The organism is Dactylosporangium sp. NPDC000555 (assembly GCF_040300025.1).
Classification (GTDB): Bacteria; Actinomycetota; Actinomycetes; order Mycobacteriales; family Micromonosporaceae; genus Dactylosporangium.
Genome location: NZ_JBEPDB010000070.1, coordinates 1 through 25,646 on the forward strand (window position 1 = coordinate 1; position 25,646 = coordinate 25,646).

Here is a 25,646-nt window from a genome sequence, read left to right on the forward strand (position 1 = left end):
TTCGCCACCGACGTCCTGCGTTTCGCCCACGACCTACGCGTGCCGTTCGACAACAACCTCGCCGAACGCGACATCCGCATGGTCAAACTCCGCCAGAAGATCAGCGGCGGCCTACGCACCTGGACCGGCGCCGAAACCTTCTGCGCCGTCCGCAGCTACCTGGCCACCGCCCGCAAACACGGCGTCAACGCCCTCGACGCCCTCACCCAGCTCCACAACGGACAAGCCTGGACGCCCAAAACCAGCTGAACAGTTACGCTAGAGATGATCTAGTGATAGCGGTGGATGCAGCCTGGTCTGGCCGGTCGTGAGCAAATTTCTTATACTGCCGAAGAGGCGGTCTACGGGTGTTTCACCGGTCCCCGGACCAGTCGGTGCTGGAGCGGTTCTTCTTCCTGGATGACGCCGACCGGGACCTGGTGGCGAAGCGGCGTGGTGATCACAATCGTCTCGGTTTCGCTCTCCAGCTCGTGACTGTGCGTCACCTGGGGAGGTTCCTGGAGGATCCTCTTGACGTTCCCACCGTGATCGTCGACTACGTGGCGTCCCAGGTCGGAGTCGCGGACCCGTCGTGTGTGAAGGCATACCTGGAGCGGGCCAAGACCAAGCCCCTAACGGACAGGCGAGCGAAGCGCCACAATCAGCGTGCCAGTGGGCCAACGGGCGACGTCATCTCGCCCGACTCGACCGCCTGGAGGCGGTATCCCGCGAGATAGCGTGGGCCGAGATGATGGAAGCGCCCAGGGCCGTCGGTGACCAGATCAGTCCGCTTCGGGGCATGATGTTGTCTGACGCGGCGACCCGTCCGCAGGCAGGATCAATGACATGGAGAAGCGAGCACTCGTCGTCATCGACGTTCAGGAGTCCTTCCGGCAGCGGCCGATCTGGGCGGCGATCTCCAACCCGGATATCGCCAAGCAGGTTTACCGGCTGGCCGAAACGTTCCGTGCCGGCAACGAGAAGATCATCTGGGTGTTACACGCGGAACCCGGCACCGGCAGCGCCTTCGATCCCGCCTCCGGCTTCGTCCGGCTGATCGACGGACTCACCCCGGCCGAGGGGGAGCCGGTGATCGTGAAGACGTCGCACAACGCCTTCACCACGACCAACCTGCAGCAGATGCTGACCGAGACGGGCATCGGCGAAGTAGTGGTTTGCGGCATCCGGACCGAGCAGTGTGTCGAGACCACCGCGCGGGTCGCTTCGGACCTCGGCTACGCCGTGACGTTCGTGACCGACGCGACCGCCACCAACCCGATCGAGCACCGGGACGCCCCGGCTGGGCGACCGGTCGACGAGATCCTCGCCGATCCGCGGACGCTCGGCGTCGACGAGATCCTCGCGCGCACCGAGTACGCCCTGGCGGGCCGGTTCGCCACGATCCGCACCGTCGAGGAGCTGACAGGCGCGTGACCACCGTCGTCTTCCTGCTCGCCCCGCGCGTGCACCTGCTCGATCTGGCCGGACCCGCCCAGGCGTTCTCGTCCGCGTCTGACCACGGCCAGCACTACGAGCTGCGCTATGTGGGCGAGCAGGAGGACATCCCGACGAGGCAGGGCGTGCCGCTACGGGCGGCGACCGAGTGGCCGGCGCTGACCGCAGACGATCTCATCGTCGTGCCGGGCTGGCGTGCTGGGACATCAGATCACCGGGTGAAGTTCGGGCCACGGACGCTAGAACGGCTACGCGAACACCACCGCCAGGGCGGGACAGTGGCCAGCGTCTGCGCAGGAGCGTTCGCCCTCGGGGAGGCCGGGCTGCTCGACGGGCGCCGCTGCACCACCCACCACGACCTGCAGGACGAACTGGCCACCACCTATACGGCCGCGGTCGTCGTCCGCGATGTCCTCTACGTCGTCGACTGCCGCGTGGGCGCGGTAGTCACCTCCGCGGGCATCGCCAGCGGCATCGACCTCGCCCTGCACCTGCTTGCCCAGCGGCACGGGCCCGCGTTCGCCGCGCGCATCGCCCGCGAGATGGTGGTCTACGTGCGGCGCAACGGCGACGAACAGCAGGAAAGCGCGATGTTACGGCACCGGACCCACGTCAGCGACGCCGTGCATCGGGTCCAAGACGTCATAGACATGCGGTACGCCGAAAGCCTCCCCCTGGCGGAGCTGGCCGCGTCCGGTGGAGTCAGTGAACGCACGCTGACCCGGCTATTCGGTCGGGCGCTCGGCATGACGCCGTTGCGCTACCAGCAGCTACTGCGGCTGGAACGCGCCGAGCACCTCATCGGGCACGGCGCCACGGTGGAGGCAGCGGCCCGGGCAGTCGGCTTCGAGGACGCACGGATGCTGCGGAGGCTGCGCAGCCGCGCCGCATGACATTCGGCAGGCGTATCCGTTAATTTAGGGGATTCTCATCCCCGGAAGAGTCTCCGTAACCACGCCCCACGCGGCCGCGGGGCTGGGGGTGTGACCTGTGGGATCTCGCCGTCGAAGTACTCACGGACCTCTACCTTGTACCCGTGTGCAGTCAGCGTTTCAGCGTGCTGACGCATCTTCTGCGGCCACACGCGGAACGGGTCGATGTGGAAACCGCCAACGTGATGGGGGCCTCCACTTTTCCCGACTTCGACCTTATCGCCGTTTGGGGAGCACTGGTCCCCAAACCCCAGCTTCACCCGCACAGCGCATCACGCTGCCCAGCGACGGCACCGACACCCCGCGGCTATGGCACACCCGAGTCACAGCTCGGCCGCGAGCCGATACACCTTCGAATCGCGCAGCTGGAATCCCAGCCGCTCATACAGTCGATTCGCCGCTTCCCGCGACGGCCGGGACGTCAGGTCAACGGTTCGAGCACCATCGGCCCGGGCCAGCCGGACGGCCTCCCGGGTCAATGCCGCGCCAACCCCTTGGCCACGCGCTGCCTCGTCCACGACGACGTCTTCGATCCACGCCCGCCACCCGGTCGGAATCGGAAACATCACCAGGGTCAACGCGCCCACGATGTCGCCGCCGGCGCGAGCGATGAGCAACCGGTTGCCCGGCCAGGCCACCAGCGTCTGCAGTGCGTCGGCATCGAGCGGTTCAGCAGATGGTGAAAGCTGTGGAAGCAACCGGCCGAGCGCCTTGAGCACTTCGTCCGTCACACTTTGCGCGACCTCGACGTCAACACCCATGTCCGAGACTCTAATCGCAACCAAGTGCTACTCCGCCGCCTGCCACGTACTCGCGTACCGCTGCCGTCCGGCCGCCGGAAACACCAGCAAGGTCACCCTCCCATATGATCTTGGAACGCCGATGCGAACCTCGTTGACCACGCCGAGACTGCGCCTTCGCCCCTTCACCCTGGACGACGCCGAAGAACTGCACGGCCTCTTCTCCGACCCGCTGACCCACACCATCGGATCGGGACCCTTCACCGCGCTGTCCCAGACCGAACAGTGGATCCGCAACCGCATCAGCACCCAGAAAGAACACGGATTGTGCTGGTATGCGCTACGAGACGTCGACACCAATACGCTGATCGGGAACTGCGGCATGCTGAAAGGACGCACCAGCTATGCCGAACCCGAGATCGGTTACCTGATCCGCAAGACTCACCAAGGCCGGGGCTTCGCCTCAGAGGCCGCATACGCCGTCCTGAACGAATGCCGATCAGCGGGCATCGAACGCGTCTGGGCCAGCATCCGCCCCCACAACACGCCCTCCCGCCGCATTGTTGAGCGACTCGGCATGCACATCGATCGAACCGACCACGATGACCGCGGACCCCTCATCTTCTACGTCATCGACCTTCACCAGGCCGGCGTATGAGCGACGCCGTCGGCGGCTCCACTTCGCCTACGCTGTGCCCCGTGACTGAGTCTCGTATCGACGTGCGGCTCGACGCCAATGAGAACCCGGCCGCGGAGTGGACGGTCGAGGATCGCGCCGGCGAGGACCGGCCGTGCGGCTACTGCGGCCGGCCCGTCCCGCAGCGCAGCGCCGCAGGACGGCCGTTCCGGTACTGCCGCGACAACGACGGCGAATGCCAGCGCAACGCCCGCAACGCGCGGATGCGGCAGCGCACGTCGCCGGGACTCACCGGGCAGGTCGCCCGGGCGTTCGAGATCGCGGAGCGGCTCGATCAGGCGCTCAGCGACCTCGTCGACGCCCTGCACGCCGAGGTCTCCCCCACCGGGATCGAGCGCCAGGTCGCCGAGGCCCGGGCGGAGGCAGCGGCGGGACTGGTCGCGGCGCACGCCGAACGCGACGACGCGCGCGAGGAGACCCGCAAGGCGCGGGCGGCGCTGCAGGATGCCCGCGCCGAGACGGCCCGGCTGCGCGCGGAGGCCGACGACTCCCACGCCGTGGCGATGCAGGCCCGCGGCGAACTGCTGCAGGCGCAGGCCGACCTGCAGGCGGCCCAGGACGAGACCGAGCATGTCCGCGGCGAGAGCATCGCCAGACTCGCCGAGGCCCAGCAGCGCCTCGACGCGGCCGAGGAACGCGCCCGGCGCGCCGCCGCGGACGCGGAGGCCCAGGTGAGCGCGGCGGAGCAGCGGGCCGAACGGCGAGTGGCCGACGCACACGCCGCCGCGGCGGCGACCGTCGCGCAGGCCCGCGCCGACGCCGACCAGGCGGTCACCGAGGCGCAGGCGGCAGCGGCGGCCACCGTCGCCGAGGCCCGCGCGGCGGCCGCCCGTATGGCCACGGACGTCCGCGCCGACGCCGACCGGTCGGTGGCCGAGGCGCGCGCCGACGGTGACCGCAGGGTCGCGGAGGCGCAGACCGCGGCCGACGAGGCGATCGCGCAGTTCCGGGAGGCCGTCGACAGCGCCGCCGCGGAGCGTGACGCGGCCCGCCGGGAGGCCGCGGCCGAGTCGGCGCTGCGTGCCGAGGCGTACCGGGAACGCGACGCCGCCCGCGACCTCGCCGGCAGCGCGCTGCGTGAGCGCGACGTCGCGCATACCGCGGTGGAGCGGGCCCTGCGCGAGGGCGCGGAGACCGAGAGCAGGCTGCAGCGGCGCCTCGACGCCGAGGGGGCGCGCGCCGCGGCGGCGGAGGCCGGGCTGATCTCGGCGCGTGAGGAACTGGTGCGGCTGCGGGCCGAGGCCGACCGTGCGCACGGATGGGCGGACGATCTCCGCGGCCAGGTGACGCAACTCACTGCGGCTCTCACCCGCATCACCGCCGCCGGAGGTACCCCACCGGCCGGTGGGTGACAACGGTCAACATCCAGGGTGAACTGCCGAAACTACGTTGGGGTGAGACACGCCACGATGTGACCCAACTGGTCGATCATTGAAACCCAACGTAAAATCAGGGTACCGACCCGGCGACTAACCTACCGCCGTCCCGGGTAGCTCGTGTAATCTGCCCGCCCGCGGTGGGAATCGTCAGACCACCTGGCGTCGTTGGTTACAGCGAAGCGCAACATGATTCGAAGGGGAAGACCGACCATGGGCGAGCGCATGCTGCGCGGCAGCCGTCTCGGAGCCGTCAGCTACGAGTCCGACCGCAATACCGAGCTGGCTCCGCGTCAGACCCGCGAATACCTGTGCGCCAAGGGGCATCAGTTCGAGGTCCCATTCGCTGTCGACGCCGAGGTCCCGATGACCTGGGAGTGCAAGTTCGACGGCAGCGTGGCGCGGCTGGTCGACGGCAGCGAGCCCGAGCAGAAGAAGGCGAAGCCGCCGCGCACGCACTGGGACATGCTGCTCGAGCGGCGCACGATCGCCGAGCTCGAGGACATCCTCAACGAGCGGCTCGAAGAGGTTCGCCTGCGCCGCGGCCGCTCCGCGTAAGACAGCGAACGTCGTCAAAAGCCCCGGCCAGCCCGCCGGGGCTTTTCGCCGTCCACCCGGACGACCTCCGGTCCGGCGACCGCATCGCCATCGCTTTCGTCCCATTCCCGAACGCGCGGCCACCGGCCCACGGACCCGAACCCACGAGGCCGCACCGCAGCACCACAAGCCAACAGCGCCGCCGAGCGACTCGGCAAAGGCGTCACGGAGCGACCATGCGGTGGCGGTCGCGACACCGGGCGTCGACGCGGACGCCGTCGAACAGTCGCCTGCGGCCTGGAGCCGGCACGATCGGCGAATACCCGCTCGATCCGCCCCGACCGCGAACGATCCCGAAAGACGAACTTCTTACCCGATGAGGTGACGGTGTCGTGGCCGGGCGTGATGACCCGAACGCCGGGCCCGAGGAAGGCATCATGACCCTAGAGCTACGCGCCGACTGCTCCCGGTGCTTCGGGCTGTGCTGCGTCGCCCCGGCGTTCGCCCGGTCCGCCGACTTCGCCATCGACAAACCGGCCGGGCACGCGTGCCCCAACCTCGACGAGGCGTTCCGCTGCGGCATCCACACCCGGCTGCGGCAGCGCGGCTTCCCCGGCTGCACCGTCTACGACTGCTTCGGCGCCGGCCAACACGTCGCCCAGGTCGTGCACGAAGGCCGCGACTGGCGTCGCGATCCGGCGTCCGCGCGGCGGATGTTCGAGGTGTTCGCCGCGGTCCGAATCCTTCATGAACTGATGTGGTACCTCACTGAGGCCCGCGGCCTCCCCCAGTCCACGCCGCTGCACGCGACCCTCGACGACGCTCTGTCAACGACGCTGGCGCTGCGCGACGCCGTCGATGACCTGACCCCCGAACACGCCGAGCGTCACCGGGAGCGCATCGCCCCGTTGCTGCGCGAGGTGAGCGCGGCCGCCCGTCTCACCCGCTCGAAATCACCCGGCCGGAACCTGATCGGCGCCAAACTGCGCGGCTCGGACCTGAGGGGCGCAGATCTGCGCGGCGCGCTGCTGATCGGAGCCGACCTTCGAGCCGCCGACCTGCGCAACGCGGACGTGATCGGCGCGGACCTGCGCGGCGCGAACCTCGCCGGCGCCGATCTGAGCACGTCGCTGTTCCTGATCCAGTCCCAGCTCGACTCCGCATCCGGCGACGCCACGACGAAGCTTCCGTCCCGGCTCAGCCACCCGGCGCATTGGAGCGCCGCCCAGGCCACCGCGAAGACGCGCCACCCCCGCCGCCGGTGATCGCCGCAACGGTAACGCCCTCCGGCGCCGGACGTGTCGCGGGGCTGAACCGGACCGCCCGGAGTTCCCAGCCCAAAACAAGCGCTGAGAGGCGCTCAGCGCGCGAGGTTCACTGATCGACCTAACCCTGCGGTTTGAGGGTTTCGTGGCTGCTGCCGTGCTGCATCGCTCGCGAGTTTCAACCGGTGGTTCAACGATACGGTTGATGGAATGACATCCCTTCTCGACCTGCTTGCCGTACCGCCAACGCTGCTCGCGCTCGGTGAGCCGACGCATGGCGAGTCCGCCTTCCTGCAGATCCGCAACGAGGTCTTCATGTCGCTGGCCGAGCACGGCTACCGGTCGATCGCGTTGGAGAGCGACCGGGCCGCTGGGCTGATCGCCGACGAGTTCGTTCAAGGCGCCGCCGCCGTCACGCTCGATCGCGCGCTCGTCGAAGGGTTCAGCCACGGGTTCGGCGCCGCCCCGGCCAACCGCGACCTGCTGCTGCGGATGCGCGAGTGGAACGCCGGGCGGCCGGCCTCCGAGCGCCTGACGTTCCACGGCTTCGACGCCCCGCTGGAGATCGAGGGCGCCCCGAGTCCACGGCGCCACTTCACCCAGGTCTGTGACTTCCTCGGCCTCGACCGGTCAGCGGAGATCGACGACCTGGTCGGGGACGAGGCTCGGTGGAGCGATTCGGCCGCGATCTGGGAGCCGGGCAGGTCGATCGGGCGCTCGGCGGACGCCCAGCGCCTGCGGGTGATCGCCGACGACCTGCTGACCGAGTTGTACCTGCGGGCGCCCCGGCAGCGCGAGGGCTGGCGGGCGGCGTTCGTACACGCCGCGTCCGCGGTCGCGCTGCTGCGCTACCACGCCGCGGCCGCCGCACCACTGGCGCGGGAGGAACGCTTCGCCCGCCTCGCCGGGGTCCGAGACGCGCTGATGGCGGAGAACCTGCTCGCGATCCGGTCGGCCGAGGCGCACCGCGGGCCCACGCTGGTCTTCGCGCACAACACGCACCTCCAGCGCCACTCGAGCACGATGACCATGGCCGGAACGGACATGTCGTGGGCCGGCGCCGGCGCGATCATCGCATCGCTGCTGGATGACCGGTACGCGGTGATCGTCGGTAGCCTCGGCGCGAGCCCCACGCTCGGCATCGAGGCGCCCGCCCCGTCGACCTACGAAGGCAGACTCCAGCAGGAGACCGGCCTTCCTCGGTACGTCCGGGCCTGCGAGATAGCACCGGCCGAGCGGAGGACGCACGACTACCGCTACTTCCCGCTGGATCAGGCCACCATCGAACACGCCGACGCGGTGCTGCACATCCCGACCGGCGTCGACGCGGCCGTGCTCGCCGACCGGATTCTCGCGCTACCCGGCGTCGAGCAGATCGTGGCGAGCGAGGAGAACGGATCACCCGAGGGCGCCTGGGGCGACCGGTTCTTCTCCGTCGGACCGGACCACCGCCAGCCGTTCGCCACCATCGTCGAACACGACGTGCCCGGCTTCGACGACACCTCCCAGCTCGACCGTCCCGGCGTCTTCCGCCTCAACCTGGACCTGGGCCGAGCCGAGTTCGAGCGGCTGTTCGGCTTCCCGCCCAAGGACTTCGAGGACCACCGGCACGAGTTCGACTTCGCCCGGCTCGACACCCTCGTGCCGCACCCGGGCTACGCGCTGTACGGCTTCGGCAGCATCGTCATGCCCGGCCCGCAGATGCTGCCCGAGATCGACCGGCTCCTCGCGATCGCTCACGCCCGAGCGGTCGACCGCCACGAGCGCGCCGCGCGTCGGGTGGCTGACCAGCGGGACTGAGCCCGGCGACCAGCGGGATGCGCGGCCGCCGCCCGAACCGGTACACCCGAGGTGACCTGCGAGCCTCCCCGGCCAGTCGGTGCCGGATGGCTCGGTTCCACTGGTACCGGATCGGGGTTGTCCAGGGTCGGCGCGGCGCGGCCGGACAACAGAAGCCGGACAACCGGCGGCCCCGGACAACCGGCCCGGCTCGAGCGACGGACGTGACTCGCCGATGCTCAGGCGGTCGGTGGGCCTGCGCTCAGGGCGTCGCCGAGGGTGTCGTACACCGGGACCGGGCCGGCGATGCCGACCGTTCGCAGCAGCCGGGCCAGGAACGGCGACGGTCCGACCAGCCGCAGGAAGCCGTCGGAGGCGACGCAGTGATTATGGCCGTACGCGAACGTGCCGAGGCCAATCGAGTCGCAGAACTCGACGCCGGACAGGTCGATCACAACCCGGGTGCCACCAGCGTCGAACAGTGCGTGCATGGTCTTGCGGAGCTCCGGCGCGGTGTCGACGTCGATGGAGCCGTACACCGCCACCACGGCGACGCCGTCTTCACGGTTGGTCACTGCAACCTGCATATTCCGATTCTCCCCGTGACGACGACGTTCCGCGGCGACGCCACGCCCCGATCGAGTGACGTTCGGGGCACGGCCAACGTCCGGGCCCACTGGCTCAATCGTTGGCTGTGAACCGGTCGAGGGCGTGAAGAACGTGCTCACGCGTCTCGGCGGTGCCGAGATGCCCCGCGTTTTCGATCGCCTGCCCAGGTGCGCGCGCAGCCGCTCCATGTCGGCGATCAGATGCCAGGTGGTGTTGTCCAGTCCAACACCCTGACCCGGGTCCGCCGTGGACAACGAGCGCGGGCTTGCCGGCCGGGTTGCCGCACACCTCCCGGTACACGAGGTTGCCGTCACCAACAGGGAACCGAGGTTATCCCGAGCGGGCAGGGCGACGACTTGTTGCCGGGGCAGAGAACGGCCTTGCGGTCTCCGTGATTTTCATTGACTGAAAGTCATTCTCATTCACAGCAAATGGAAGCAGCCACGACGGCGCCCCGTCAAGACCTCGGGCATCGCCGCGGCGGCGCGAACGGGCTGCATGCGTTCCTGCGATGGCGTTGACGACGGTCGGGAGATGTGTTTGCGTTGAACGAAAACTATTTTCACTGAGCGAAAGCTCAGTGAAGCTGGGCACGAGAGGGGACATCCGTGCAGGCCGAACGGATCACCGATGCGATCGCATACCACGGCGAGGGTGCCGTGTAGTCGCCACAATGGGGCGGACTTCGTTGGGTGGACATGCTCGCGGGCGACATCCTGTCGCTCGACCGGGACGGCGGCGTGACGCGGGCGCCACGTCGCCTCGGCGCTGCGGCCGCGGTCGACCGGCGGCGCGGTCATCGGCACGGCGACCGGATTCCTCCTCGAGGCATCCGATGGCACGCCGACCCATCGATACGACATCCTCGATGACGTCGCGATTCGCATGAACGACGGCGCCTGCGACCCGGACGGACGCTGCTACTGCGGCAGCATGCACGAGTCCGCGGAGCCGGGCAGCGGAACGCTGTTCCGCCTCGACTCCGACGGCGGGATCGACCCGGTCCTGACCGATCTCACCATCTCCAACGGCCTGGACTGGACCGCATCGGGCGACACCGCCTACTTTGCCGACTCGGCGACGGGCCGCATCGATCAATTTGACTACGACAGCGGGCTCGGACTCACCGGCCGCCGCACGGCCGCCGCCATCGATCCGCGGCTGGGCCTCCCCGACGGGCTCACCGTCGACGCCGAGGGCGGCATCTGGGTCGCGCTGTGGGGCGGATCGGCGGTCCACCGGTACACGCCCGACGGCCGCCTCGACCACGTCATCGAGGTGGCGGCCGCGCTGGTGAGCTCCTGCACCTTCGGGGGGCCGCGCCTCGACGAGTTGTTCATCACCACTTCGCGGCTGGGGGCTCGGCCCCGCCGACGATACCGCCGCCGGCTCGCTGTTTCGCGCCTGCCCCGGCGTCACCGGCCAGCCGGTGCGCCCGTACCGGGGCTGAGCGGACCGCCGCCGACCGGGTCGGTGGACCACGGCGCGTAGCTGCGGGAGGACGCAATTGCACTCTTGACGCCCCGCAAAATGCCATGCTTGCATTGAGTGGAATATCCTTCCACTGAATGAAAATCAGAGGGAGTTGTCCGTGAAACCTCGTTGGATCCTTTGCTCGGCAGCCGTCCTTGGGCTGGTCTCGATGGCGGGCTGTGGCGGCACGGCAACGCTGGTGGCCTGCCACTACCCGGCCCGGTCCGCGGAAGCGACCGGACACCCTTCCCCTCAGTCCATTATGGAGACCAGGTGACTGCAACGCCGCCGATTCGCCTCGGGGACCGGCTCATCGCGATCGTGGAATCGTTTCTTACCGCGCCCAGGCAGAGCCTGTCCGAGGTGTCCGCCGCGGTCGGCATCGAGCCGTCCACCACGACGCGGTACCTTCGCCAGCTCGTCGAGCACGACTGGCTGGAACGCGACGAGGACACCCGGACCTACAGCCTCGGCGTCCGGATGATCGCGATCGGCCACGCGGCCCGGTCTGCGCGGCCGCTACGCGACCGGATTCTGCCGCACATGCGGGAGCTCGTGAGCCGGTTCGACGAGACCGTGAACCTGGCCGTCCACCAGTCCGGCGAGGTGGTCGTCGTCGAGGCCCTGGAGGGCGGCCACTCGATCCGCCGCGGCGCCAGCGTCGGCGACCGCGACGAGTGGTTCACCTCGAGCCTGGGCAAGGCCATCATGGCCCACCTGCCCGACTCGCAGATCGGCCAGCTGTACGAACGACACCGGCCGAAGCCGCTGACCAGGAACACGCTGCTCGGCCTCGACGCGATCCTCGCCGACCTGGAAACGGTGCGGCGCGACGGGTACGCGCTCGACAACGAGGAGGCCGAGATCGGTCTCAAGTGCGTGGGAGTGGCGATCCGCGACCCGCACGGGCGGTACACGTACGCGCTGAGCATCAGCGGCCCCACCGCCCGGATGGACGAGCACCTGACCGAGGCGATCGAAGCGCTCAAGAGCGTCGCGCGCTCGGTCGGCGACGGCCGTCGCGAGGGGCGGTGAACCACGTGGACTCGGACAACCCGCTCGTCGCCGTCGACGTTCACACCCACCTGGGCCGGCACGGCACGCACGTCCACGCGCCGCTCGCCGAGCACGAGATCCGCGCCTGGGGCAAGGTCAGCTGGGACGTGACCGAGCAGCAGCACGGTGGCGCGTCGGCATCCGCGCGCAGCTCCGTGGTGCTGGCGTTCGACGCGGAACCGGTCGGCGTCGTCGTACCCAACGAGTACGTGGCCGAGGCGGTTCGCGGCAACGAACGGCTGATCGGGTTCGCGAGCGTGAACCCGAACCGCCCGGACGCGGTGGATCGTCTGGAGACCGCGGTACGCGACCTGGGGCTGCGCGGGCTGAAGCTGGGGCCGACCTACCAGCATTTCCACCCCCACGACAGGGCCTGTCTGGACCTGCTGGAGGCCGCCGACCATCTCCGGATTCCGGTCATCTGGCACCAGGGGACCACGTTCACCTCGGCGGCTGTCGCCGAGTACGCGCGTCCGCTGCAGCTGGACCTGCCGGCCCGCACGTTCCCGAACCTGCGCATGTGGATCGCCCACTTCGGGCATCCGTGGATGGCCGAGTGCGTCAGCGTGGTGCGCCGCCACGAGCACTTCTACGTGGACCCGTCGGCCATGGACACCAGGCCGTGGCAGCTGGCACAGGCGCTCGCCAGCGCGGCGGAGTACCGGGTGCTGGACCGGGTCCTGTTCGGCAGCGACTATCCATTCTCGACGGTCGAGCGGACCGTCGCGGGGCTGCGTGAGGCCGCCGCGATGTGCCGGCGCCTGGGCATCGCCGAGGTGACCGATGCCGACATCGACGCGATCTGCCAACGGGACGCGTTGGACCTGCTCGGCCTGCGACCGCCACAGACATCACAGAGCACCTGAGAGAAGTTCGTCCCAGTAGGAGGATCCGTGCAGTTCCCCCTGAGTTCATGCGGCCACCGGCGGCGTTGCCCGGGCGGCGCCCGATGAGCGCGGTCCTCGGCGGCGTGCTCGCCGTGTTCCAGACCCCGTTCACCGCCGATGGGGCGATCGACCGGCCCGCCATGGAGCAACAGTTCGACTGGCTGTTCGCCAACGGCGCCGACGGCGTGGTCTTCGGCATGGTCTCCGAGGTCTTGCGGCTGTCCTCCGAGGAGCGCGACGACGTCGCGCGGCTGGCCTGCAAGCTGGCGGAGGGCCGGGGTCACTGCGTCATCAGCGTCGGGGCCGAGTCCACAGCGGTCGCCCTGCGCCATGCCAGGCACGCGGCCGCCTGCGGCGCCACCGCCCTGATGGCCACCCCGCCGGCGCTGTTCCCCGCCGACGACGACCAGCTCTTCGGCTACTTCAGCGCGATCGTGCAGGCGGTGGACGTGCCGCTGGTCGTCCAGGACGCGAGCGGCTATGTCGGCGCGTCACTGTCGATCTCGCTGCAGTCGCGGCTGCACGCGGAGTTCGGCGACCGGGTCATGTTCAAGCCCGAGGCCCCGCCGATCGGCCCCAGGGTCACCGCGCTGTTCGAGGCCACCGGCGGCAGGGCACGCATCTTCGAGGGCACCGGCGGCCTGTACCTCATCGACAGCTTCCGGCGCGGTGCGGTGGGCACCATGCCGGCCGGCGAGACGATCTGGGCGCAGGCGGCGCTGTGGCGGGCGCTGCGCGACGGCGACTTCGACCGGGCGTACCGGATCGCGGGTCCCCTGGCCCTGCTGGTGTCGCAGCAGACCAGCCTCGACCTGTTCGTGGCCGTGGAGAAGCGGCTGCTCGTGCGGCAGGGAGTTCTCCCGGCCGACACCATGCGGGGACCCACCGGCGCACCGGTCGACGCCCACATGGCCGAGGAGATGTACCGCCTCATCGACCTGCTGCGCCAGGCGGTCGACGATGTCTGACCGGGTGGCGGTTGTCGTGGGCGCGGGCGGTGACATCGGGGGTGCCTGCGCCCACCGCCTCGCCCACGACCACAACGTCGTGCTGTGCGTGGACCGGGACGAGGCCCGCGCCGAGTCGGCCGCCGCGTCGCTGCTCGCACGCGGCCACCGGGCCGAGGCGCTGACCGCCGACGCGGCCGACGAGGCGTTCGCCGACACGGTACGGGCGGGCGCCCTCGCGTTCGGCCGCACCGCGTCGATGGTCCACGCGGTCGCCCACGAGGAGCACGCTGCGGCGGCCGGCATGTCCCGCCGCAGCGTCGTACAGAGCCTGATCGTCGGGCCGGTGGCGGCGTTCTGCCTGTTCCGTGCCTTCGTGTCCGGCGACGCGCTGGCCGGCGGGGCGTCGCTGGTCGCGATCGGCTCGCTGCACGCGAGCGTCCCGTTTCCTGGCTGCGTCGGCTACAACGCCGCCCACGGCGCGCTCGCCCAGATCGTGCGGACCCTGGCCAATGAGTGGGCGCCGCGCCGCGTCCGGGTCAACGCCGTGGTACCCGGCTGGATTCGCACCGCCGGCGAGGACGGGCTGTACGGCGCGGACCACCTGGACCGGGTCTCGCCGCTGCTGCCGCTCGGCCGGTTCGGTACCGCGGACGAGGTGGCCGCGGCCGTCGGCTACGTGTGCTCGCAGGACGCCCACTACGTCACCGGCAGCTTCATGACCGTCGACGGCGGCCTCGCCGCCTCGCTGGCCCGGTTGCCCGGAGGCGCGGCATGAACGTGACATGCGTACGGGTGGACCTCGCTCAGCGTGCGCAGCATCGCCTCGGCCTGCCCCTGGTGGAGGACTTCGTGCACCCCGAGGAGTTCGGGACCTACCGGGACCTGAAGCGGGACTTCCCCGATCTGCGGTTCGCGGCGGGCGAGCAGCAGTCCACGATCTGGGACTTCCGGCGGCTCATCCACGAGTCCCGGGTCGACGTGCTGCAGCCCGACCTGTCCCGGTGCGGCGGCATGACGGTGGCGGCCCAGCTGGCCGCTGAACCCGGCACGGCCGACCGCGAGATCGTCACCCACTCCTGGCTCACCGACCTGTTACACGCCTACAGCCTGCACTACCTGGCCACGCTGCCGGCCGCGACCTGGGTCGAGTTCAACGTGGCGCAGAGCCGCCTGAGCCGGGGAGTCGCCCGCGACCACCTGAGCCTGTCCGCCGACGGGACGGTGTCCGTTCCGGACGGTCCGGGCATCGGCGTGGACGTCGACGAGGACTTCGTGCGGTCCCGGCAGCTCAACGAGGTGGACTGGTAGTGGGCGTGGACGTGGTGACGGCCGGCGAGGCCATGGGCCTGCTGCTGGCCGAGTCGGCGACGCCGCTGCGGCGGGCGGACCGGTTCGTGCGCAGCGTCGCCGGGTCGGAGAGCAACGTCGCGATCGGGCTCGCGCGCCTGGGCCACAGCGTGGCCTTCTGCGGCCGGATCGGCGCCGATGCCGCCGGCGGCTGGGTCCGCGACACCCTGCGGGCCGAGGGCGTCGACGTACGTGCCCTGCTCGAGGACCCGGACCGGCCGACCGCGGTACTGCTGCGCGACAGCCCCGGCACCGGCCGGCCCGTGTCCGTCTCGTACTACCGCAGCGGGAGCGCCGCCTCCGCACTGTCCACAGCGGACGTCGACGAGGAGCTGGTGGCGTCGGCCCGGCTGCTGTTCGTCTCCGGGATCACGGCGATGCTCTCGCCCTCGGCCGAGGACTTCGTCGACCGGCTGATGTCCGTCGCGACGCGAGCCGGCGTCCACGTCGCCTTCGACCCGAACGTCCGGCTGCGGCTGGCCGGCGCGGAGCAGTGGCGGCGGGCGTACGCGCGGTTCGCCACCCGCATGGACACCCTGCTCGTCAGCGGCGAGGAGCTCGACGTGCTGCAGCTGCCCGCCGATCCCGCGCGCCTGCTGCGGGGCCGTACCACCACGGTCGTGGTGACCCACGGCGCCGGCGGCGCGACGGCGACCACGGCGGAGGGCACGGACCGGGTCGGGGCGCGCGCCGTCGCCGTGGCCGATCCGGTCGGGGCCGGCGACGCGTTCACCGCCGGCTGGCTGTCCGCACGGCTGCGCGGGCTGCCGAGCGCCGGCGCGCTGCGCGAGGCGGCCGCCGTCGCCTCGCTCGTGGTCGGCGTCCCCACCGACATCGCCGGCCTGCCCACTCCCCGCGAACGCGACCAGGTTCTGCTGCCAGGAGGCGACGTTGACCGGTAACCCAGTTCTCGAAGCGTTGCGGCGCCACCGGGTCGTCGCGGTCGTCCGCCAGCGCGACGCCGACAGCGCGCTCGCACAGGTCCGCACCCTGCTCGACGCCGGCCTGCGCGTGATCGAGATCTCCCTGACGACCCCCGGGGCGTGGGAGGCGATCGAGCGGCTCGTCACGCTGTGCGCCGGCCGTGACGACGTGACGGTCGGCGTCGGTACCGTGCACACGCCCGACGAGGTCGCCCGGGCGGCGGACCTGGGGGCCGAGTTCGTCATCTCCCCGACGCTGAGCCGGCCGGTGATCGCCGCGGCGCGGGAGCGGGGGATCGTGGCCATGCCCGGCTGCCTGACGCCGACGGAGATGTGGCAGGCCACGCAGTGGGGAGCGGACGCCGTGAAGATCTTCCCGGCCTCGCTGTGGACTCCGGCAAGCCTCGCCGGCATGCTGGAGGCGCTGCCGTCGCTGCGCTGCATCCCCACCGGGGGCATCGCGCCCGGTGAGGTGACCGAGTGGCTCGCCGCCGGCGCGCTCGCGGTCGGCATGGGCTCGGCCCTCACCACGCTCCCGCCCGGCCCGCTCCCATGGACGACCGGCTGAGGTCATCGTCAAAGTAGTCGTGTCGGAGTGTCGAGAATGTGGCACCGGCTCCGTCCCAGGGACACGAGCGGCCACGACGGGCCGCGCGACGACGAAGGAGCACCACCATGAAGTACCTGCTGCTCAAGCACTACCGAGGTGGCCCGGCCCCCGCGGTCGACTGGGCGCCGATGGATCAGTGGACACCGGATGAGGTCGACGCGCACGTGCAGTTCATGCGCGACTTCGCGGCCCGTCTGGAGCAGACGGGTGAGTTCGTCGACGCCCAGGCGCTGGCGCCGGAGGGGGCGTTCGTGCGGTACGACGGCGAGGGGCGCCCACCGGTGACCGACGGCCCGTTCGCCGAGACGAAGGATCTCATCGCCGGCTGGATGGTCATCGACGTGGAGTCCTGGGATCGCGCGGTCCAGCTGGCCGGGGAGCTGTCCGCCGCTCCCGGGCCCGGCGGCGAGCCGATCCACGAGTGGCTCGAGGTGCGGCCGTTCCTCACCGAGCCGCCCACGGTCACCGAGTGAACGAGTCGCTGCTGCGGGAGCTCGTGCCCGCGGTGATCGGCATCCTCGTCCGGCGCGGAGCCGACTTCGCGTCGGCCGAGGATGCCGTGCAGGAGGGCCTGATCCGGGCGTTGGAGACCTGGCCGGCCGGCCCGCCGCGCGATCCGAAGGCGTGGCTGGTCGCGGTCGCGTGGCGCAAGTTCCTCGACGCCGCCCGCGCCGAGGCGTCGCGGCGGGGCCGGGAACTCGCCGTGGAGGTCGAGCCTCCGGCCGGTCCGGCGCCCGCCACGGACGACACGCTGCGGCTGTACTTCCTGTGCGCGCACCCCACCCTGCCGCCGACCTCGGCCGTCGCCCTGACGCTGCGCGCGGTCGGTGGCCTGACCACCCGGCAGATCGCGGCGGCCTACCTCGTGCCCGAGGCGACCATGGCGCAGCGGATCAGCCGGGCCAAGCGGCACATCGCGGGGCTGCCGCTGGACCAGCCCGGCGATCTCGGCACGGTGCTGCGCGTGCTCTACCTCGTGTTCAACGAGGGGTACGGCGGCAGTGTCGACCTGGTGGCCGAGGCGATCCGTCTCACCCGCCAGCTCGCCGCGTTGACCGACGAGCCCGAGGTCGCGGGGCTGCTCGCGCTGATGCTGCTGCACCATGCGCGCCGCGCGTCTCGCACCGACCCGGGAGGTCGGCTGGTGCCGCTCGGTGCGCAGGACCGATCGCGCTGGGACACCGGCCTGATCGCCGAGGGGGTGGTGCTGCTGCAGGCCGCGCTGGCCCGTGACCGGCTGGGCGAGTACCAAGCGCAGGCCGCGATCGCCGCCCTGCACGCGGATGCCCGCAGCGCCGCCGAGACGGACTGGGTGCAGATCGTGGAGTGGTACGACGAACTGCTGCGCCTCACCGGCAGCCCGGTGGTGCGGCTCAACCGCGCGGTGGCGGTCGGCGAGGCCGACGGACCGCGGGCCGGTCTGGCGGCGCTGGCCGGCGTGCGCCCCGAGCTGCCCCGGTACGCCGCGGTGACGGCATACCTGCACGAACGCGCCGGTGACCTCGAGCGTGCCGCCGACCTGTATGCCGAGGCGTCCCGCACCGCTGCCAGCGTGCCGGAGCGTGACCACCTCACGCGGGAGGCGGCGCGGGTGCGGCAGCTGCTGCGGCCGTGAGCACGGCGTGTACCGGCACAACGCGAACGAGCGGCATCCACGGGGGATGCCGCTCGTTCGGTGTCGCTCGTTCGGTGCCGCTGCCTAGCGGTGGCGGTGCTTGCCGTTGTCATGGGCGACCTTGCCGTTGTCATGGGCGACCAGGATCCAGCCCTTGCCGAACCCCGGCACGCAGACGCCGTGGTCGAACCGGCCGGAGGCCGCACCCGCCCACGCGAAGAACTGGCAGGTCTTCTTGTTGCGGTACTGCCCGGCGATCCAGGTGCGGTCGCGGGAGCCCTTGCCGTTGTCCCACTTGCCGCCCTTGTCCCAGGGGCCGGCCTTCGGCTTGTCCTTGGGCTTGTCCTTCGGCTTGCTCTGGGTGACGGTGGCGTGGCCGTCATGCGTGGTGGCCGCTGACGCGGCGGTGGCCGTCATGCCGAAGACCGCGCCGGCGGTCAGGGTCATGGCGCCCAACGCCAGCATTCGCTTCGCGTTCTGCATCGTGACTTCCCCCTCATGTCGTGATGACGCGATCACACTATGTAGCGAAAAGCCGCAAAGCGCGCAAAACGCCTCGTCCTTTCAGTCAGAGACCGGAGGACGTGCGGCCGGACGCCACCAGCCGACCGGGATGCCATGGCGTCGGCGACATGTCGTCTACGGCCAACCGCCGGTGCAGATCGGCGAGGTCGGCGTCCGGAATGTCGATACGAAAGGGAGCCAGTTCCGTCATGTCGTCACCGCAGAAGCGCCTTAGGACAGATCCGGTCCTGAGTCCGCGGCATGCTCGGATCATGCTCGAAACCTCGGCTCGGCTCCTGCGCCTGCTGTCCCTGCTGCAGATGCGTCGCGACTGGTCAGGCGGCGACCTGGCGCAACGCCTCGGTGTCAGCACCCGCACCGTGCGCCGCGACGTGGACCGGCTGCGCGAACTCGGCTATCCGGTCAACGCCGTCCAGGGTACGGCGGGATACCGGCTGGGCGCGGGCAGCACCCTGCCGCCGCTGCTGCTCGACGACGAGGAGGCGCTGGCCGTCGCGGTCGGCCTGCGCACCACGACGGGCGGGACCGTGGCCGGCTTCGAGGACTCCGCGCTGCGCGCCCTCACCAAACTCGAACAGGTCATGCCCTCACGCCTGCGGCACCGGCTGCGGGCCCTGCAGCGCTCCTTGATCCGCGTGGAGGCGACCGCGCCACGCATGGAACCCGACACCCTCATCGCCATCTCCGACGCCTGCCACCGCCACGAGCGGCTGCGCTTCGAGTACACGAACTTCCAAGGCCAGCAATCGATCAAGGATGTCGAACCGCACTCGGTGGTCAACTTCAACCGGCACTGGTACCTGGTCGCGTGGGACGCGGCGGCCGCGGACCGGCGCTGCTATCGGGTGGACCGGCTGCACCCTCGCACACCCACCGGCCCGCGCTTCCCGCCCCGCGCGGCGCCGGAAGGCGATGTGGTCACCTATCTCGCACATCAGCTCTCCGCTCGCGTGTGGCCCTACCGTGCCACCGTCACCCTGCACCGCCCGGCCACCGAACTGACCGACCGGATCTGGACGGGTATGGGCGTCCTGGAGGCGATCGACGACGCCAGTTGCCTGCTCCATGTGGGCGCCGACTCCCCGTGGGCGGCTGTCCTGGATGATCACGTCCATCGACACCGACTTCACCGTCACCGATCCCCCGGAGTTGGTCGAGCAGATCGAGATCCTCGCTCGCCGTTGCGCGGCCGCGACCCGGGCCGCGAGGAAGGTCGCGGAGACGCCGGCCGGCGATGGGACCGGGCGGCGGGCGGTCAGGTGACGGCGCGGGACGTGTCCAGCTGCTGGATGACGGGGCCGATGAGGTCGGACAGGTCACGGACGAGCACGGTGACCGCGCGCTGCGCCGATGCGGCGACGTCCTGCGGGTCGGCGTCGGTGTCGGGGGCGGCGGGGAGCCCTTCCAGCGGCAGCGGCGCCTCGACGAGCAGGGTGGCGCGCAGGTGCGGGTTGCGGCTCACGTCCCGGTCGGTGGGCTGGACGAACTGCCCGAACAGCTCCGGCCAGCCGCGCCAGCCCCGGTCGCGCCACCAGGCGCGGGTGGCGGTGAGCTCGGCGGGCAGCGGGGAGACGAGCTCGACGCGGGCGGTGAGGCCGCCGTCGAAGGGGTTGCGCAGGCAGGCCGCGGACAGCACGCGGCGGTGCCAGCGGACATATCCGGGGTCGAGGGCGGGCGGCGTGGCCAGCGCCCAGGCGGTGCAGGCGAACGCGACGGGGGCGATGTCGCCGAGGCTGCCGTCGAACGCGTTCCGCGCGCTGAGGACCAGCTCGTGGTAGCGGTCGTGGTCGCGGTCCAGCCAGAACGTCTTCACCAGTCCGACGGTAGCCCGCCGCCGGGTCGTTGCCCGGCCCGTCCGCGCACAGCCGAACCGCCGGCCGCGGCGCCTGCGCTACCCGTGCCGGGTGCACCGGCACGAGCAGCGCAGGCCGCGAGGTCGCATCACGCGACGGCGGTTCCCTCGAGCTCGATCATCTGGCCGGGGATCGCCAGCCGGGTCACCTCGAGCATCGTGGTGGCCGGTGCCACCCCGGCGGCGCCCAGCCGCGCCGCCAGCACGCCATAGTGGGGGAACAGCAGATCGACGCCGGTGGTGTAGACGTTGAGCCGGACGAGGTTCGCCAGCGACATGCCGGCCTCGCCGAGCACGGCCTCCAGGTTGTCGAGGCTCAGCGCCAGCTGCGCCGCCATGTCACCGTCGTGCTGGGGCTTGCCGTCGCCGCTCATCGCGGTCTGCCCGGAGCAGTACAGGGTCCGGGTGTGTCCGGAGACGACCTCACCCTGGTTGAATCCCATCTCCAACGACCACGTCACCGGGTTGACCGCCGTTCGCTGCACTGCCACATCAGCTCCATTTGACTCATCGGACGGACGTCGTCGACGTCGTGCTGATGAGTCTCGCGATGAATCACGACATCCTGTGTCGTGTATTTCGGTAGGGTTTTCATGTGCGCGCCGACCGGCTGGTTTCGCTGCTGCTGCGCCAGCGCGGCCGGCTGACCGCGGACACGCTGGCCCGCGAGCTGGAGGTGTCGACCGCACGGTGCTGCGCGACACCGAGGCGCTGTCCGCGGCGGGCGTCCCGGTCCATGCCGAACGCGGCCGGCACGGCGGTTTCGCCTTGCTGCCCGGGTTCCGGACCGAGCTCACCGGACTGAACCACGACGAAGCGCTCACCCTGCTGGTCGCCTCATCGACCCGGAGACCGACCTCCTCTCGCGCCGGCTGGCCGCTGAGGGAGGTGCCCGACGCCGTCGTGGCTGAGGCCTGGCGCGCCGTGTTCGCCACCCGCACAGCGACCGGAACGGGTCGATCTGGACCGGGCCTGGCAGGAACGCAGCACCCGGTTCCGGCACCGCGCTGGCCGGCCACGCCGAGGAAACCGACGCGGACGGCTGGCTGCGCCTGGAGGTCACCTTCCAAGATCCCTGACATGCCGAACCGCGCCGCCTCGGTCGGCGGCCGCTACGCGGCGCTAACCGAGTGAGGTGACGACCGCCGGATGCCGGGGATCGTCGGCCCGCACGACGACGTCGGCCTGGTACTGCGGCATGACCTCGTCCCGGTAGCGGTCAAACGCCGGCAGCGTCCACGCCAGGTCGGCGGGGGTCCGCCGGGCCAGCGCCGCGGGGCTCTGCATCAGGTGTACGGCGACGTCGAAGTCGAGGCCGGCGCCGAGCAGGAACACGCCGGAGACCACGACGACGGCGTGCGCCGGGAGCTGGACGTAAGCGGCGCGGGTGGCCCGGTCGGTGGCCGGGTCCCACAGCGACGGCAGGACCCGGCCGGTGCCGCCGGGCCCGGCGGGGGTGAGCACCTCGCGGGTGAGGGCCCGCAGGTCGAGCCAGTCCTCGTAGTACGCGTCGGGGTTGGTCTTGCCGCGCTCGTAGCGCAGCGACGCGGCGCGCAGGAACCCGCCGGCGGGAACGTGCAGCACCGGCGTCGCGGCGTCGTGCAGGACACGGGTGAGCGCGCCGGCGAGGGTGCCGGTCCCGGCGGCGGGTGCCCCGTCGACAGCGACGCGGGCGGGGTGCTCACCGGCGGCGGCGAGGGCACGCGCGGCGAGGCCGGCGGCGAGGGCGGGGACGCTGACCGGTTCGGCCTTCACCGCTGGTGCGGGTGCGGGTCGACGATCTCACCTTCGACGATCTCACCGTCGACGGTGCCGGCGCTGGCGCCGTCGCCGGGCCGGTCGGCCGGTGCCGGGGCGGCGCGTTCGGCGCGCACGACGCGGGGGCCGAACAGGTCACCGGCGGCGGCCGGGGAGATGCGGTGTTCAGCGACGCGGCGCACCCGCCGGCCGGTGTAGGCGCGCACCGGCGGGGCGAGCAGCAGCAGCCCGGCGGCGGCGGTGACGAATCCGGGCACGATGAGCAGCAGCGCGCCGATCAGGCCGGTGAGCCCGTCGGACACCTCGCCGCCGGCGGGCCGGCCTTCGGCGAGGGCGTCGCGGAAGCCGCGCCAGGCGCGGACGCCTTCGCGTTTGACGAGCATGGCGCCGATGAGCATCGTGGCGAGGCCGATGAGCACCGCCCACGCCCAGCCGATCGCGTGGGCGACCAGCACGAACACGGTGATCTCGACGGCCACGAGTGCGAACCCGCCGATTGTCGCCCAGCCGAGCCCTCGCATGGTGCCGCCTCCTTCTGTCAGCGCCCCTGGTGGTGTCTGGCCGGTCCGTTGCCGGCGACGGCCCGTTTGAGCGCGCCCCACCGGGCGGCGGCGCCCCACACGGTGACTTTCCATAGTGCCTCGCGGACGATCGCGGAGCTCATCTTCGACTGGCCGCGTTCGCGTTCGGTGAACGTGATCGGCACCTCGGTGACGCGGAACCCGTCCTTGTGGGAGCGCCAGGCGAGGTCCACCTGGAAGCAGTACCCGTGCGACGCGATCGAGTCGAGGTCGATCTTCCCGAGGACGGGGGTGCGGTACGCGCGGTAGCCGCCGGTGGCGTCGCGCAGCGGCATGCCGAGAGCGATGCGCACGTAGCTGTTGCCGATGCGGGAGATCGCCTGCCGGTGGACGGGCCAGTTGACGGTCCTGCCGCCCTTGACGTACCGGGAGCCGAGCACCACGTCGGCGTCGGCGAGGGCGGCGAGCAGCTTCGGCAGTTCCTCGGGGGCGTGGGAGCCGTCGGCGTCCATCTCCACGACGGCGTCGTAGCCGCGTTCACCACCCCAGCGGAACCCGGCGATGTAGGCGGCGCCGAGGCCCTGCTTGCCGGCGCGGTGCATGACGTGCACGGCCGGGTCGCCGGCGGCGATCTCGTCGGCGATGTCGCCGGTGCCGTCGGGACTGTTGTCGTCGGCAACGAGGATGTCGACCTCGGGCGTGGCCTCACGGACCCGGTCGACGATGATCCTGATGTTGTCGGCCTCGTTGTACGTGGGAATGATGACGAGGACCCTGCCGACCCCGGGGTATTGGTTCACGCCTCGGTCGGTGGTGCTCACAGGTCCTCCTTGCCGCCTTCGGTGGCGTTCGGTGTCGCGCTGTCCCCGGACCGGTCGTCCGGCCATGGCGCACTGTCGGTGATGTTGCCGGCCGCCAGATGGCGGCGGCGCCGCTGCCAGGTGGCCGCGGCGATACCGGCGAGAGCGAGGGCGACGATCACCCACTCGGGGATCGCACCCAGCCTCGTTGCAAGCGTACGTTCTGTGCCCAGCCGCAGCTCGGCGAGGATGACGGCGGGCTCGTCGAACCGGGTCTCGCCGCTCGTGGCGCCGTTGGCGGCGACGAACGCGGAGATGCCGACGGTCGAGGCCATGAGCGCGTCACGGCCGTGTTCGACGGCACGCAGCCGGACCATGGCCAGCTGCTGGCGGGCCTCGGACTCGTCGAAGGTGGCGTTGTTGGTCTGCACGGCCAGCAGCTGCGCGCCGCCGTCGACGGTGTCACGGACGAGGTCGTCGTAGGCGACCTCGAAGCAGATGACGTCACCGACGGTGGCGGGACCGACCCGCAGCACACCGGGGCTGGTGCCGGCGGTCATGTCGTTGACCCGGTCGACCTCTTTGGACACAAGCCGGGCGATGGACCGCAGCGGCATCGTCTCGGCGAACGGCACCGGGTGGCGTTTGACGTACGTCGGGACCTCGTCGCCGCTGCCGCGGCCGGGGTTGAACACCAGCCCGGCGTTCTCGACGCCGGTCTCGGGGCTGTAGAGCACGGCACCGACGAGGATCGGGGCGTGCACGGCCTGCGCGGCGCGGTCGATGAGCTGCCCGGCGTCGATGTTGCGCAGCGGGTCGATGTCGCTGGAGTTCTCCGGCCACACGACGAGATCGGGCTGGCGGGCGGTGCCGGCGCGGACCCGCTCGCCGAGTGCGATGGTGGCGTTGACGTGGTTGTCGAGCACGGCGCGGCGCTGGGCGTTGAAATCCAGGCCGAGGCGGGGCACGCTGCCCTGCACGACGGCGACGTAGACGCCGCGGCCGCCGGGTTCGCCCAGCGGTACGGCCTGGGCGAGACCGGCCACGGCGCAGGCGAGCGCGACCGCGGCCAGGGGGGCGACGGCCCGGCGGGGGTCGGCGCCGTCGCGGACGCCGCGCAGCACGGCGTAGCCCAGCAGCGCGCCGATGAGCGTGACGGCGAAGGTGAGCAGCGGCGCTCCGCCGGCGGCGGCGATGCGCAGCAGCGGCGAGGTGTCCTGGCTGAACGCGACCCGGCCCCACGGGAACCCGCCGAACGGGGTGCGGTCGCGCAGCGCCTCCTGCGCGGTCCACAGGGCGGCGACGGCGGGCGGCCACGCCCAGCCGCCACGGTTCCAAACGGCGCCGGCCCGGCCGAACCGGACCAGCTCGCCGCGGTGGTCCAGCAGCGGGCTGATCCACGCCGACGCGGCGCCGAGCAGCCCGAAGTAGAGGGCTTGCAGCGTGGACAGCAGCAGCCACGGCACCATGCCGGTGTGCAGGTTGGTCCAGGACAGCAGCGGGGTGAAGAACAACGCGCCGGTGACGAGGCCGAGCCAGAACCCGCCGCGCAGCCGCCGCCGGTGCACGGCGAGGGCGAGCAGCGCGACACCGGCCGGGGCGGCCCACCACAGCCCGTACGGCGGGAACGCGACGAGCAGGGCACCGCCGGCCGCGGCGGCGCACAGCAGCGCCGCCCACGTGGGCAGCGGCGGCGCCGCGACGGTGCCGGACCGGGTGCCGGTCGCCGCGGGCGCGGCGGCGGAATGTGCCTCGACCAACGTCACCTGCGCCATCCCCGTGTTGTCCGACGTGTGTTGTGCGGTGCGGCGCCCATTATGCGGGTCGTGCCGCACAAATGTGGAATCGCGGGAGGCTCGGCGCCGGGAAAACCGCGCCGACCCGCGTGGCGGCGCGGCGCTGACCTGGGCCGGCGGCGACAATACGGTGACGGGCCGGGCTGCAATGGGGGCGCGACCGG

Annotated in this window: 29 protein-coding genes and 2 pseudogenes; 21 read left to right on the forward strand and 10 right to left on the reverse strand. The window is 71.3% G+C overall.

The window, feature by feature from the left end; translation table 11 throughout:
- The 4 genes and pseudogenes from ABT297_RS31835 to ABT297_RS31850 all read left to right on the forward strand — a co-directional run.
- Positions 1–249: IS66 family transposase (locus ABT297_RS31835; RefSeq protein WP_350556108.1), on the forward strand; the 249-nt coding region annotated here is incomplete at its 5' end.
- A 98-nt stretch (positions 250–347) separates the two neighbouring features.
- Positions 348–605 (forward strand): annotated as a pseudogene (locus tag ABT297_RS31840) (DUF4158 domain-containing protein); the annotation flags it as partial.
- Positions 606–825: 220 nt separating this feature from the next.
- Positions 826–1,413 (forward strand): cysteine hydrolase family protein, encoded by a 588-nt coding sequence (locus ABT297_RS31845; RefSeq protein ID WP_350556109.1) that lies wholly within the window; start codon positions 826–828, stop codon positions 1,411–1,413.
- Positions 1,410–2,327 (forward strand): GlxA family transcriptional regulator, encoded by a 918-nt coding sequence (locus ABT297_RS31850; RefSeq protein ID WP_350556110.1) that lies wholly within the window; start codon positions 1,410–1,412, stop codon positions 2,325–2,327. The genes ABT297_RS31845 and ABT297_RS31850 overlap by 4 nt, the downstream gene beginning before the upstream one ends.
- Positions 2,328–2,689: 362 nt before the next feature.
- Here the strand turns inward: ABT297_RS31850 and ABT297_RS31855 are convergent, their stop codons facing one another.
- Positions 2,690–3,127, reverse strand: a complete 438-nt coding sequence (locus tag ABT297_RS31855) for a GNAT family N-acetyltransferase (protein WP_350556111.1) — start codon at positions 3,125–3,127, stop codon at positions 2,690–2,692.
- A gap of 121 nt (positions 3,128–3,248) precedes the next feature.
- Here ABT297_RS31855 and ABT297_RS31860 point away from each other — a divergent pair, with 121 nt between their 5' ends.
- From ABT297_RS31860 to ABT297_RS31880, 5 genes are all read left to right on the forward strand, one after another.
- Entirely contained in the window at positions 3,249–3,764 is a 516-nt protein-coding gene (locus ABT297_RS31860) for a GNAT family N-acetyltransferase (protein ID WP_350556112.1), read from the forward strand.
- Between the two features lie 41 nt (positions 3,765–3,805).
- Positions 3,806–5,155 carry a coiled-coil domain-containing protein gene (locus ABT297_RS31865; RefSeq protein WP_350556113.1) on the forward strand — a complete coding sequence of 450 codons (1,350 nt, stop codon included), beginning with the start codon at positions 3,806–3,808 and terminating at the stop codon, positions 5,153–5,155.
- Positions 5,156–5,392: 237 nt separating this feature from the next.
- Positions 5,393–5,737, forward strand: coding sequence for an RNA polymerase-binding protein RbpA (locus ABT297_RS31870; protein WP_223092257.1), 345 nt, complete (start codon positions 5,393–5,395; stop codon positions 5,735–5,737).
- Between the two features lie 416 nt (positions 5,738–6,153).
- On the forward strand, positions 6,154–6,981 hold the full coding sequence (locus ABT297_RS31875; protein WP_350556114.1) for a pentapeptide repeat-containing protein: 828 nt from the start codon (positions 6,154–6,156) through the stop codon (positions 6,979–6,981).
- Between the two features lie 210 nt (positions 6,982–7,191).
- A complete protein-coding gene (locus ABT297_RS31880; protein WP_350556115.1) occupies positions 7,192–8,781 on the forward strand; it encodes a DUF6194 family protein in 1,590 nt (529 codons plus the stop codon).
- Positions 8,782–8,999: 218 nt separating this feature from the next.
- Here ABT297_RS31880 and ABT297_RS31885 read toward each other — a convergent pair whose 3' ends face one another.
- Positions 9,000–9,347: an STAS domain-containing protein gene (locus ABT297_RS31885; protein WP_350556116.1), complete on the reverse strand. Its 348-nt coding sequence runs from the start codon at positions 9,345–9,347 to the stop codon at positions 9,000–9,002.
- A 790-nt stretch (positions 9,348–10,137) separates the two neighbouring features.
- Here ABT297_RS31885 and ABT297_RS31890 point away from each other — a divergent pair.
- The 10 genes from ABT297_RS31890 to ABT297_RS31935 all read left to right on the forward strand — a co-directional run bounded on the left by ABT297_RS31890 (position 10,138) and on the right by ABT297_RS31935 (position 18,230).
- Positions 10,138–10,860: an SMP-30/gluconolactonase/LRE family protein gene (locus ABT297_RS31890; protein WP_350556153.1), complete on the forward strand. Its 723-nt coding sequence runs from the start codon at positions 10,138–10,140 to the stop codon at positions 10,858–10,860.
- A 255-nt stretch (positions 10,861–11,115) separates the two neighbouring features.
- On the forward strand, positions 11,116–11,877 hold the full coding sequence (locus tag ABT297_RS31895; RefSeq protein WP_350556117.1) for an IclR family transcriptional regulator: 762 nt from the start codon (positions 11,116–11,118) through the stop codon (positions 11,875–11,877).
- Positions 11,878–11,882: 5 nt separating this feature from the next.
- Entirely contained in the window at positions 11,883–12,764 is an 882-nt protein-coding gene (locus tag ABT297_RS31900) for an amidohydrolase family protein (RefSeq protein ID WP_350556118.1), read from the forward strand.
- An 83-nt stretch (positions 12,765–12,847) separates the two neighbouring features.
- Positions 12,848–13,753: a dihydrodipicolinate synthase family protein gene (locus tag ABT297_RS31905; protein WP_350556119.1), complete on the forward strand. Its 906-nt coding sequence runs from the start codon at positions 12,848–12,850 to the stop codon at positions 13,751–13,753.
- Complete coding sequence (locus ABT297_RS31910; protein WP_350556120.1) at positions 13,746–14,510, forward strand: SDR family NAD(P)-dependent oxidoreductase; 765 nt, start codon at positions 13,746–13,748, stop codon at positions 14,508–14,510. Before ABT297_RS31905 ends, ABT297_RS31910 begins: the two co-directional genes overlap by 8 nt.
- Positions 14,507–15,043, forward strand: coding sequence for an enolase C-terminal domain-like protein (locus ABT297_RS31915; RefSeq protein ID WP_350556121.1), 537 nt, complete (start codon positions 14,507–14,509; stop codon positions 15,041–15,043). The genes ABT297_RS31910 and ABT297_RS31915 overlap by 4 nt, the downstream gene beginning before the upstream one ends.
- Positions 15,043–15,984 carry a sugar kinase gene (locus tag ABT297_RS31920; RefSeq protein WP_350556122.1) on the forward strand — a complete coding sequence of 314 codons (942 nt, stop codon included), beginning with the start codon at positions 15,043–15,045 and terminating at the stop codon, positions 15,982–15,984. The genes ABT297_RS31915 and ABT297_RS31920 overlap by 1 nt, the downstream gene beginning before the upstream one ends.
- Positions 15,974–16,573 carry a bifunctional 4-hydroxy-2-oxoglutarate aldolase/2-dehydro-3-deoxy-phosphogluconate aldolase gene (locus ABT297_RS31925; RefSeq protein WP_350556123.1) on the forward strand — a complete coding sequence of 200 codons (600 nt, stop codon included), beginning with the start codon at positions 15,974–15,976 and terminating at the stop codon, positions 16,571–16,573. The genes ABT297_RS31920 and ABT297_RS31925 overlap by 11 nt, the downstream gene beginning before the upstream one ends.
- A gap of 107 nt (positions 16,574–16,680) precedes the next feature.
- Positions 16,681–17,088 carry a YciI family protein gene (locus tag ABT297_RS31930; protein ID WP_350556124.1) on the forward strand — a complete coding sequence of 136 codons (408 nt, stop codon included), beginning with the start codon at positions 16,681–16,683 and terminating at the stop codon, positions 17,086–17,088.
- Entirely contained in the window at positions 17,085–18,230 is a 1,146-nt protein-coding gene (locus ABT297_RS31935; protein ID WP_350556125.1) for an RNA polymerase sigma factor, read from the forward strand. The genes ABT297_RS31930 and ABT297_RS31935 overlap by 4 nt, the downstream gene beginning before the upstream one ends.
- Positions 18,231–18,314: 84 nt before the next feature.
- Here ABT297_RS31935 and ABT297_RS31940 read toward each other — a convergent pair whose 3' ends face one another.
- Positions 18,315–18,713: a hypothetical protein gene (locus ABT297_RS31940; RefSeq protein ID WP_350556126.1), complete on the reverse strand. Its 399-nt coding sequence runs from the start codon at positions 18,711–18,713 to the stop codon at positions 18,315–18,317.
- A gap of 85 nt (positions 18,714–18,798) precedes the next feature.
- Positions 18,799–18,945 (reverse strand): hypothetical protein, encoded by a 147-nt coding sequence (locus ABT297_RS31945; RefSeq protein ID WP_350556127.1) that lies wholly within the window; start codon positions 18,943–18,945, stop codon positions 18,799–18,801.
- Between the two features lie 109 nt (positions 18,946–19,054).
- Here ABT297_RS31945 and ABT297_RS31950 point away from each other — a divergent pair.
- Both ABT297_RS31950 and ABT297_RS31955 read left to right on the forward strand, forming a co-directional pair.
- Positions 19,055–19,555 (forward strand): annotated as a pseudogene (locus ABT297_RS31950) (helix-turn-helix transcriptional regulator); the annotation flags it as partial.
- A 301-nt stretch (positions 19,556–19,856) separates the two neighbouring features.
- A complete protein-coding gene (locus tag ABT297_RS31955; protein ID WP_350556128.1) occupies positions 19,857–20,018 on the forward strand; it encodes a hypothetical protein in 162 nt (53 codons plus the stop codon).
- On the opposite strand, the gene ABT297_RS31960 is transcribed toward ABT297_RS31955, so the two are convergent.
- The 6 genes from ABT297_RS31960 to lnt all read right to left on the reverse strand — a co-directional run bounded on the left by ABT297_RS31960 (position 20,011) and on the right by lnt (position 25,461).
- Positions 20,011–20,568 carry a hypothetical protein gene (locus ABT297_RS31960; RefSeq protein WP_350556129.1) on the reverse strand — a complete coding sequence of 186 codons (558 nt, stop codon included), beginning with the start codon at positions 20,566–20,568 and terminating at the stop codon, positions 20,011–20,013. The genes ABT297_RS31955 and ABT297_RS31960 overlap by 8 nt on opposite strands.
- Before the next feature lie 128 nt (positions 20,569–20,696).
- A complete protein-coding gene (locus tag ABT297_RS31965; protein WP_502885680.1) occupies positions 20,697–21,098 on the reverse strand; it encodes a RidA family protein in 402 nt (133 codons plus the stop codon).
- 631 nt (positions 21,099–21,729) lie between these two features.
- Entirely contained in the window at positions 21,730–22,362 is a 633-nt protein-coding gene (locus tag ABT297_RS31975) for a nucleoside/nucleotide kinase family protein (protein ID WP_350556130.1), read from the reverse strand.
- A complete protein-coding gene (locus ABT297_RS31980; protein WP_350556131.1) occupies positions 22,359–22,886 on the reverse strand; it encodes an FxsA family protein in 528 nt (175 codons plus the stop codon). The genes ABT297_RS31975 and ABT297_RS31980 overlap by 4 nt, the downstream gene beginning before the upstream one ends.
- 17 nt (positions 22,887–22,903) lie before the next feature.
- On the reverse strand, positions 22,904–23,773 hold the full coding sequence (locus tag ABT297_RS31985; RefSeq protein WP_350556132.1) for a polyprenol monophosphomannose synthase: 870 nt from the start codon (positions 23,771–23,773) through the stop codon (positions 22,904–22,906).
- On the reverse strand, positions 23,704–25,461 hold the full coding sequence (lnt, locus tag ABT297_RS31990) for an apolipoprotein N-acyltransferase (protein ID WP_350556133.1): 1,758 nt from the start codon (positions 25,459–25,461) through the stop codon (positions 23,704–23,706). Before lnt ends, ABT297_RS31985 begins: the two co-directional genes overlap by 70 nt.
- Between the last annotated feature and the right edge of the window lie 185 nt (positions 25,462–25,646).

Coding starts and splice junctions, on each gene's coding strand:
- ABT297_RS31845 (WP_350556109.1), top strand. CDS start 826: ATGGAGAAGCGAGCACTCGTCGTCATCGACGTTCAGGAGTCCTTCCGG.
- ABT297_RS31855 (WP_350556111.1), bottom strand. CDS start 3,127: ATGGGTGTTGACGTCGAGGTCGCGCAAAGTGTGACGGACGAAGTGCTC.
- ABT297_RS31860 (WP_350556112.1), top strand. CDS start 3,249: ATGCGAACCTCGTTGACCACGCCGAGACTGCGCCTTCGCCCCTTCACC.
- ABT297_RS31870 (WP_223092257.1), top strand. CDS start 5,393: ATGGGCGAGCGCATGCTGCGCGGCAGCCGTCTCGGAGCCGTCAGCTAC.
- ABT297_RS31875 (WP_350556114.1), top strand. CDS start 6,154: ATGACCCTAGAGCTACGCGCCGACTGCTCCCGGTGCTTCGGGCTGTGC.
- ABT297_RS31880 (WP_350556115.1), top strand. CDS start 7,192: ATGACATCCCTTCTCGACCTGCTTGCCGTACCGCCAACGCTGCTCGCG.
- ABT297_RS31885 (WP_350556116.1), bottom strand. CDS start 9,347: ATGCAGGTTGCAGTGACCAACCGTGAAGACGGCGTCGCCGTGGTGGCG.
- ABT297_RS31905 (WP_350556119.1), top strand. CDS start 12,848: ATGAGCGCGGTCCTCGGCGGCGTGCTCGCCGTGTTCCAGACCCCGTTC.
- ABT297_RS31910 (WP_350556120.1), top strand. CDS start 13,746: ATGTCTGACCGGGTGGCGGTTGTCGTGGGCGCGGGCGGTGACATCGGG.
- ABT297_RS31915 (WP_350556121.1), top strand. CDS start 14,507: ATGAACGTGACATGCGTACGGGTGGACCTCGCTCAGCGTGCGCAGCAT.
- ABT297_RS31930 (WP_350556124.1), top strand. CDS start 16,681: ATGAAGTACCTGCTGCTCAAGCACTACCGAGGTGGCCCGGCCCCCGCG.
- ABT297_RS31940 (WP_350556126.1), bottom strand. CDS start 18,713: ATGCAGAACGCGAAGCGAATGCTGGCGTTGGGCGCCATGACCCTGACC.
- ABT297_RS31945 (WP_350556127.1), bottom strand. CDS start 18,945: ATGACGGAACTGGCTCCCTTTCGTATCGACATTCCGGACGCCGACCTC.
- ABT297_RS31955 (WP_350556128.1), top strand. CDS start 19,857: ATGATCACGTCCATCGACACCGACTTCACCGTCACCGATCCCCCGGAG.
- ABT297_RS31980 (WP_350556131.1), bottom strand. CDS start 22,886: ATGCGAGGGCTCGGCTGGGCGACAATCGGCGGGTTCGCACTCGTGGCC.
- ABT297_RS31985 (WP_350556132.1), bottom strand. CDS start 23,773: ATGGCCGGACGACCGGTCCGGGGACAGCGCGACACCGAACGCCACCGA.
- lnt (WP_350556133.1), bottom strand. CDS start 25,461: ATGGCGCAGGTGACGTTGGTCGAGGCACATTCCGCCGCCGCGCCCGCG.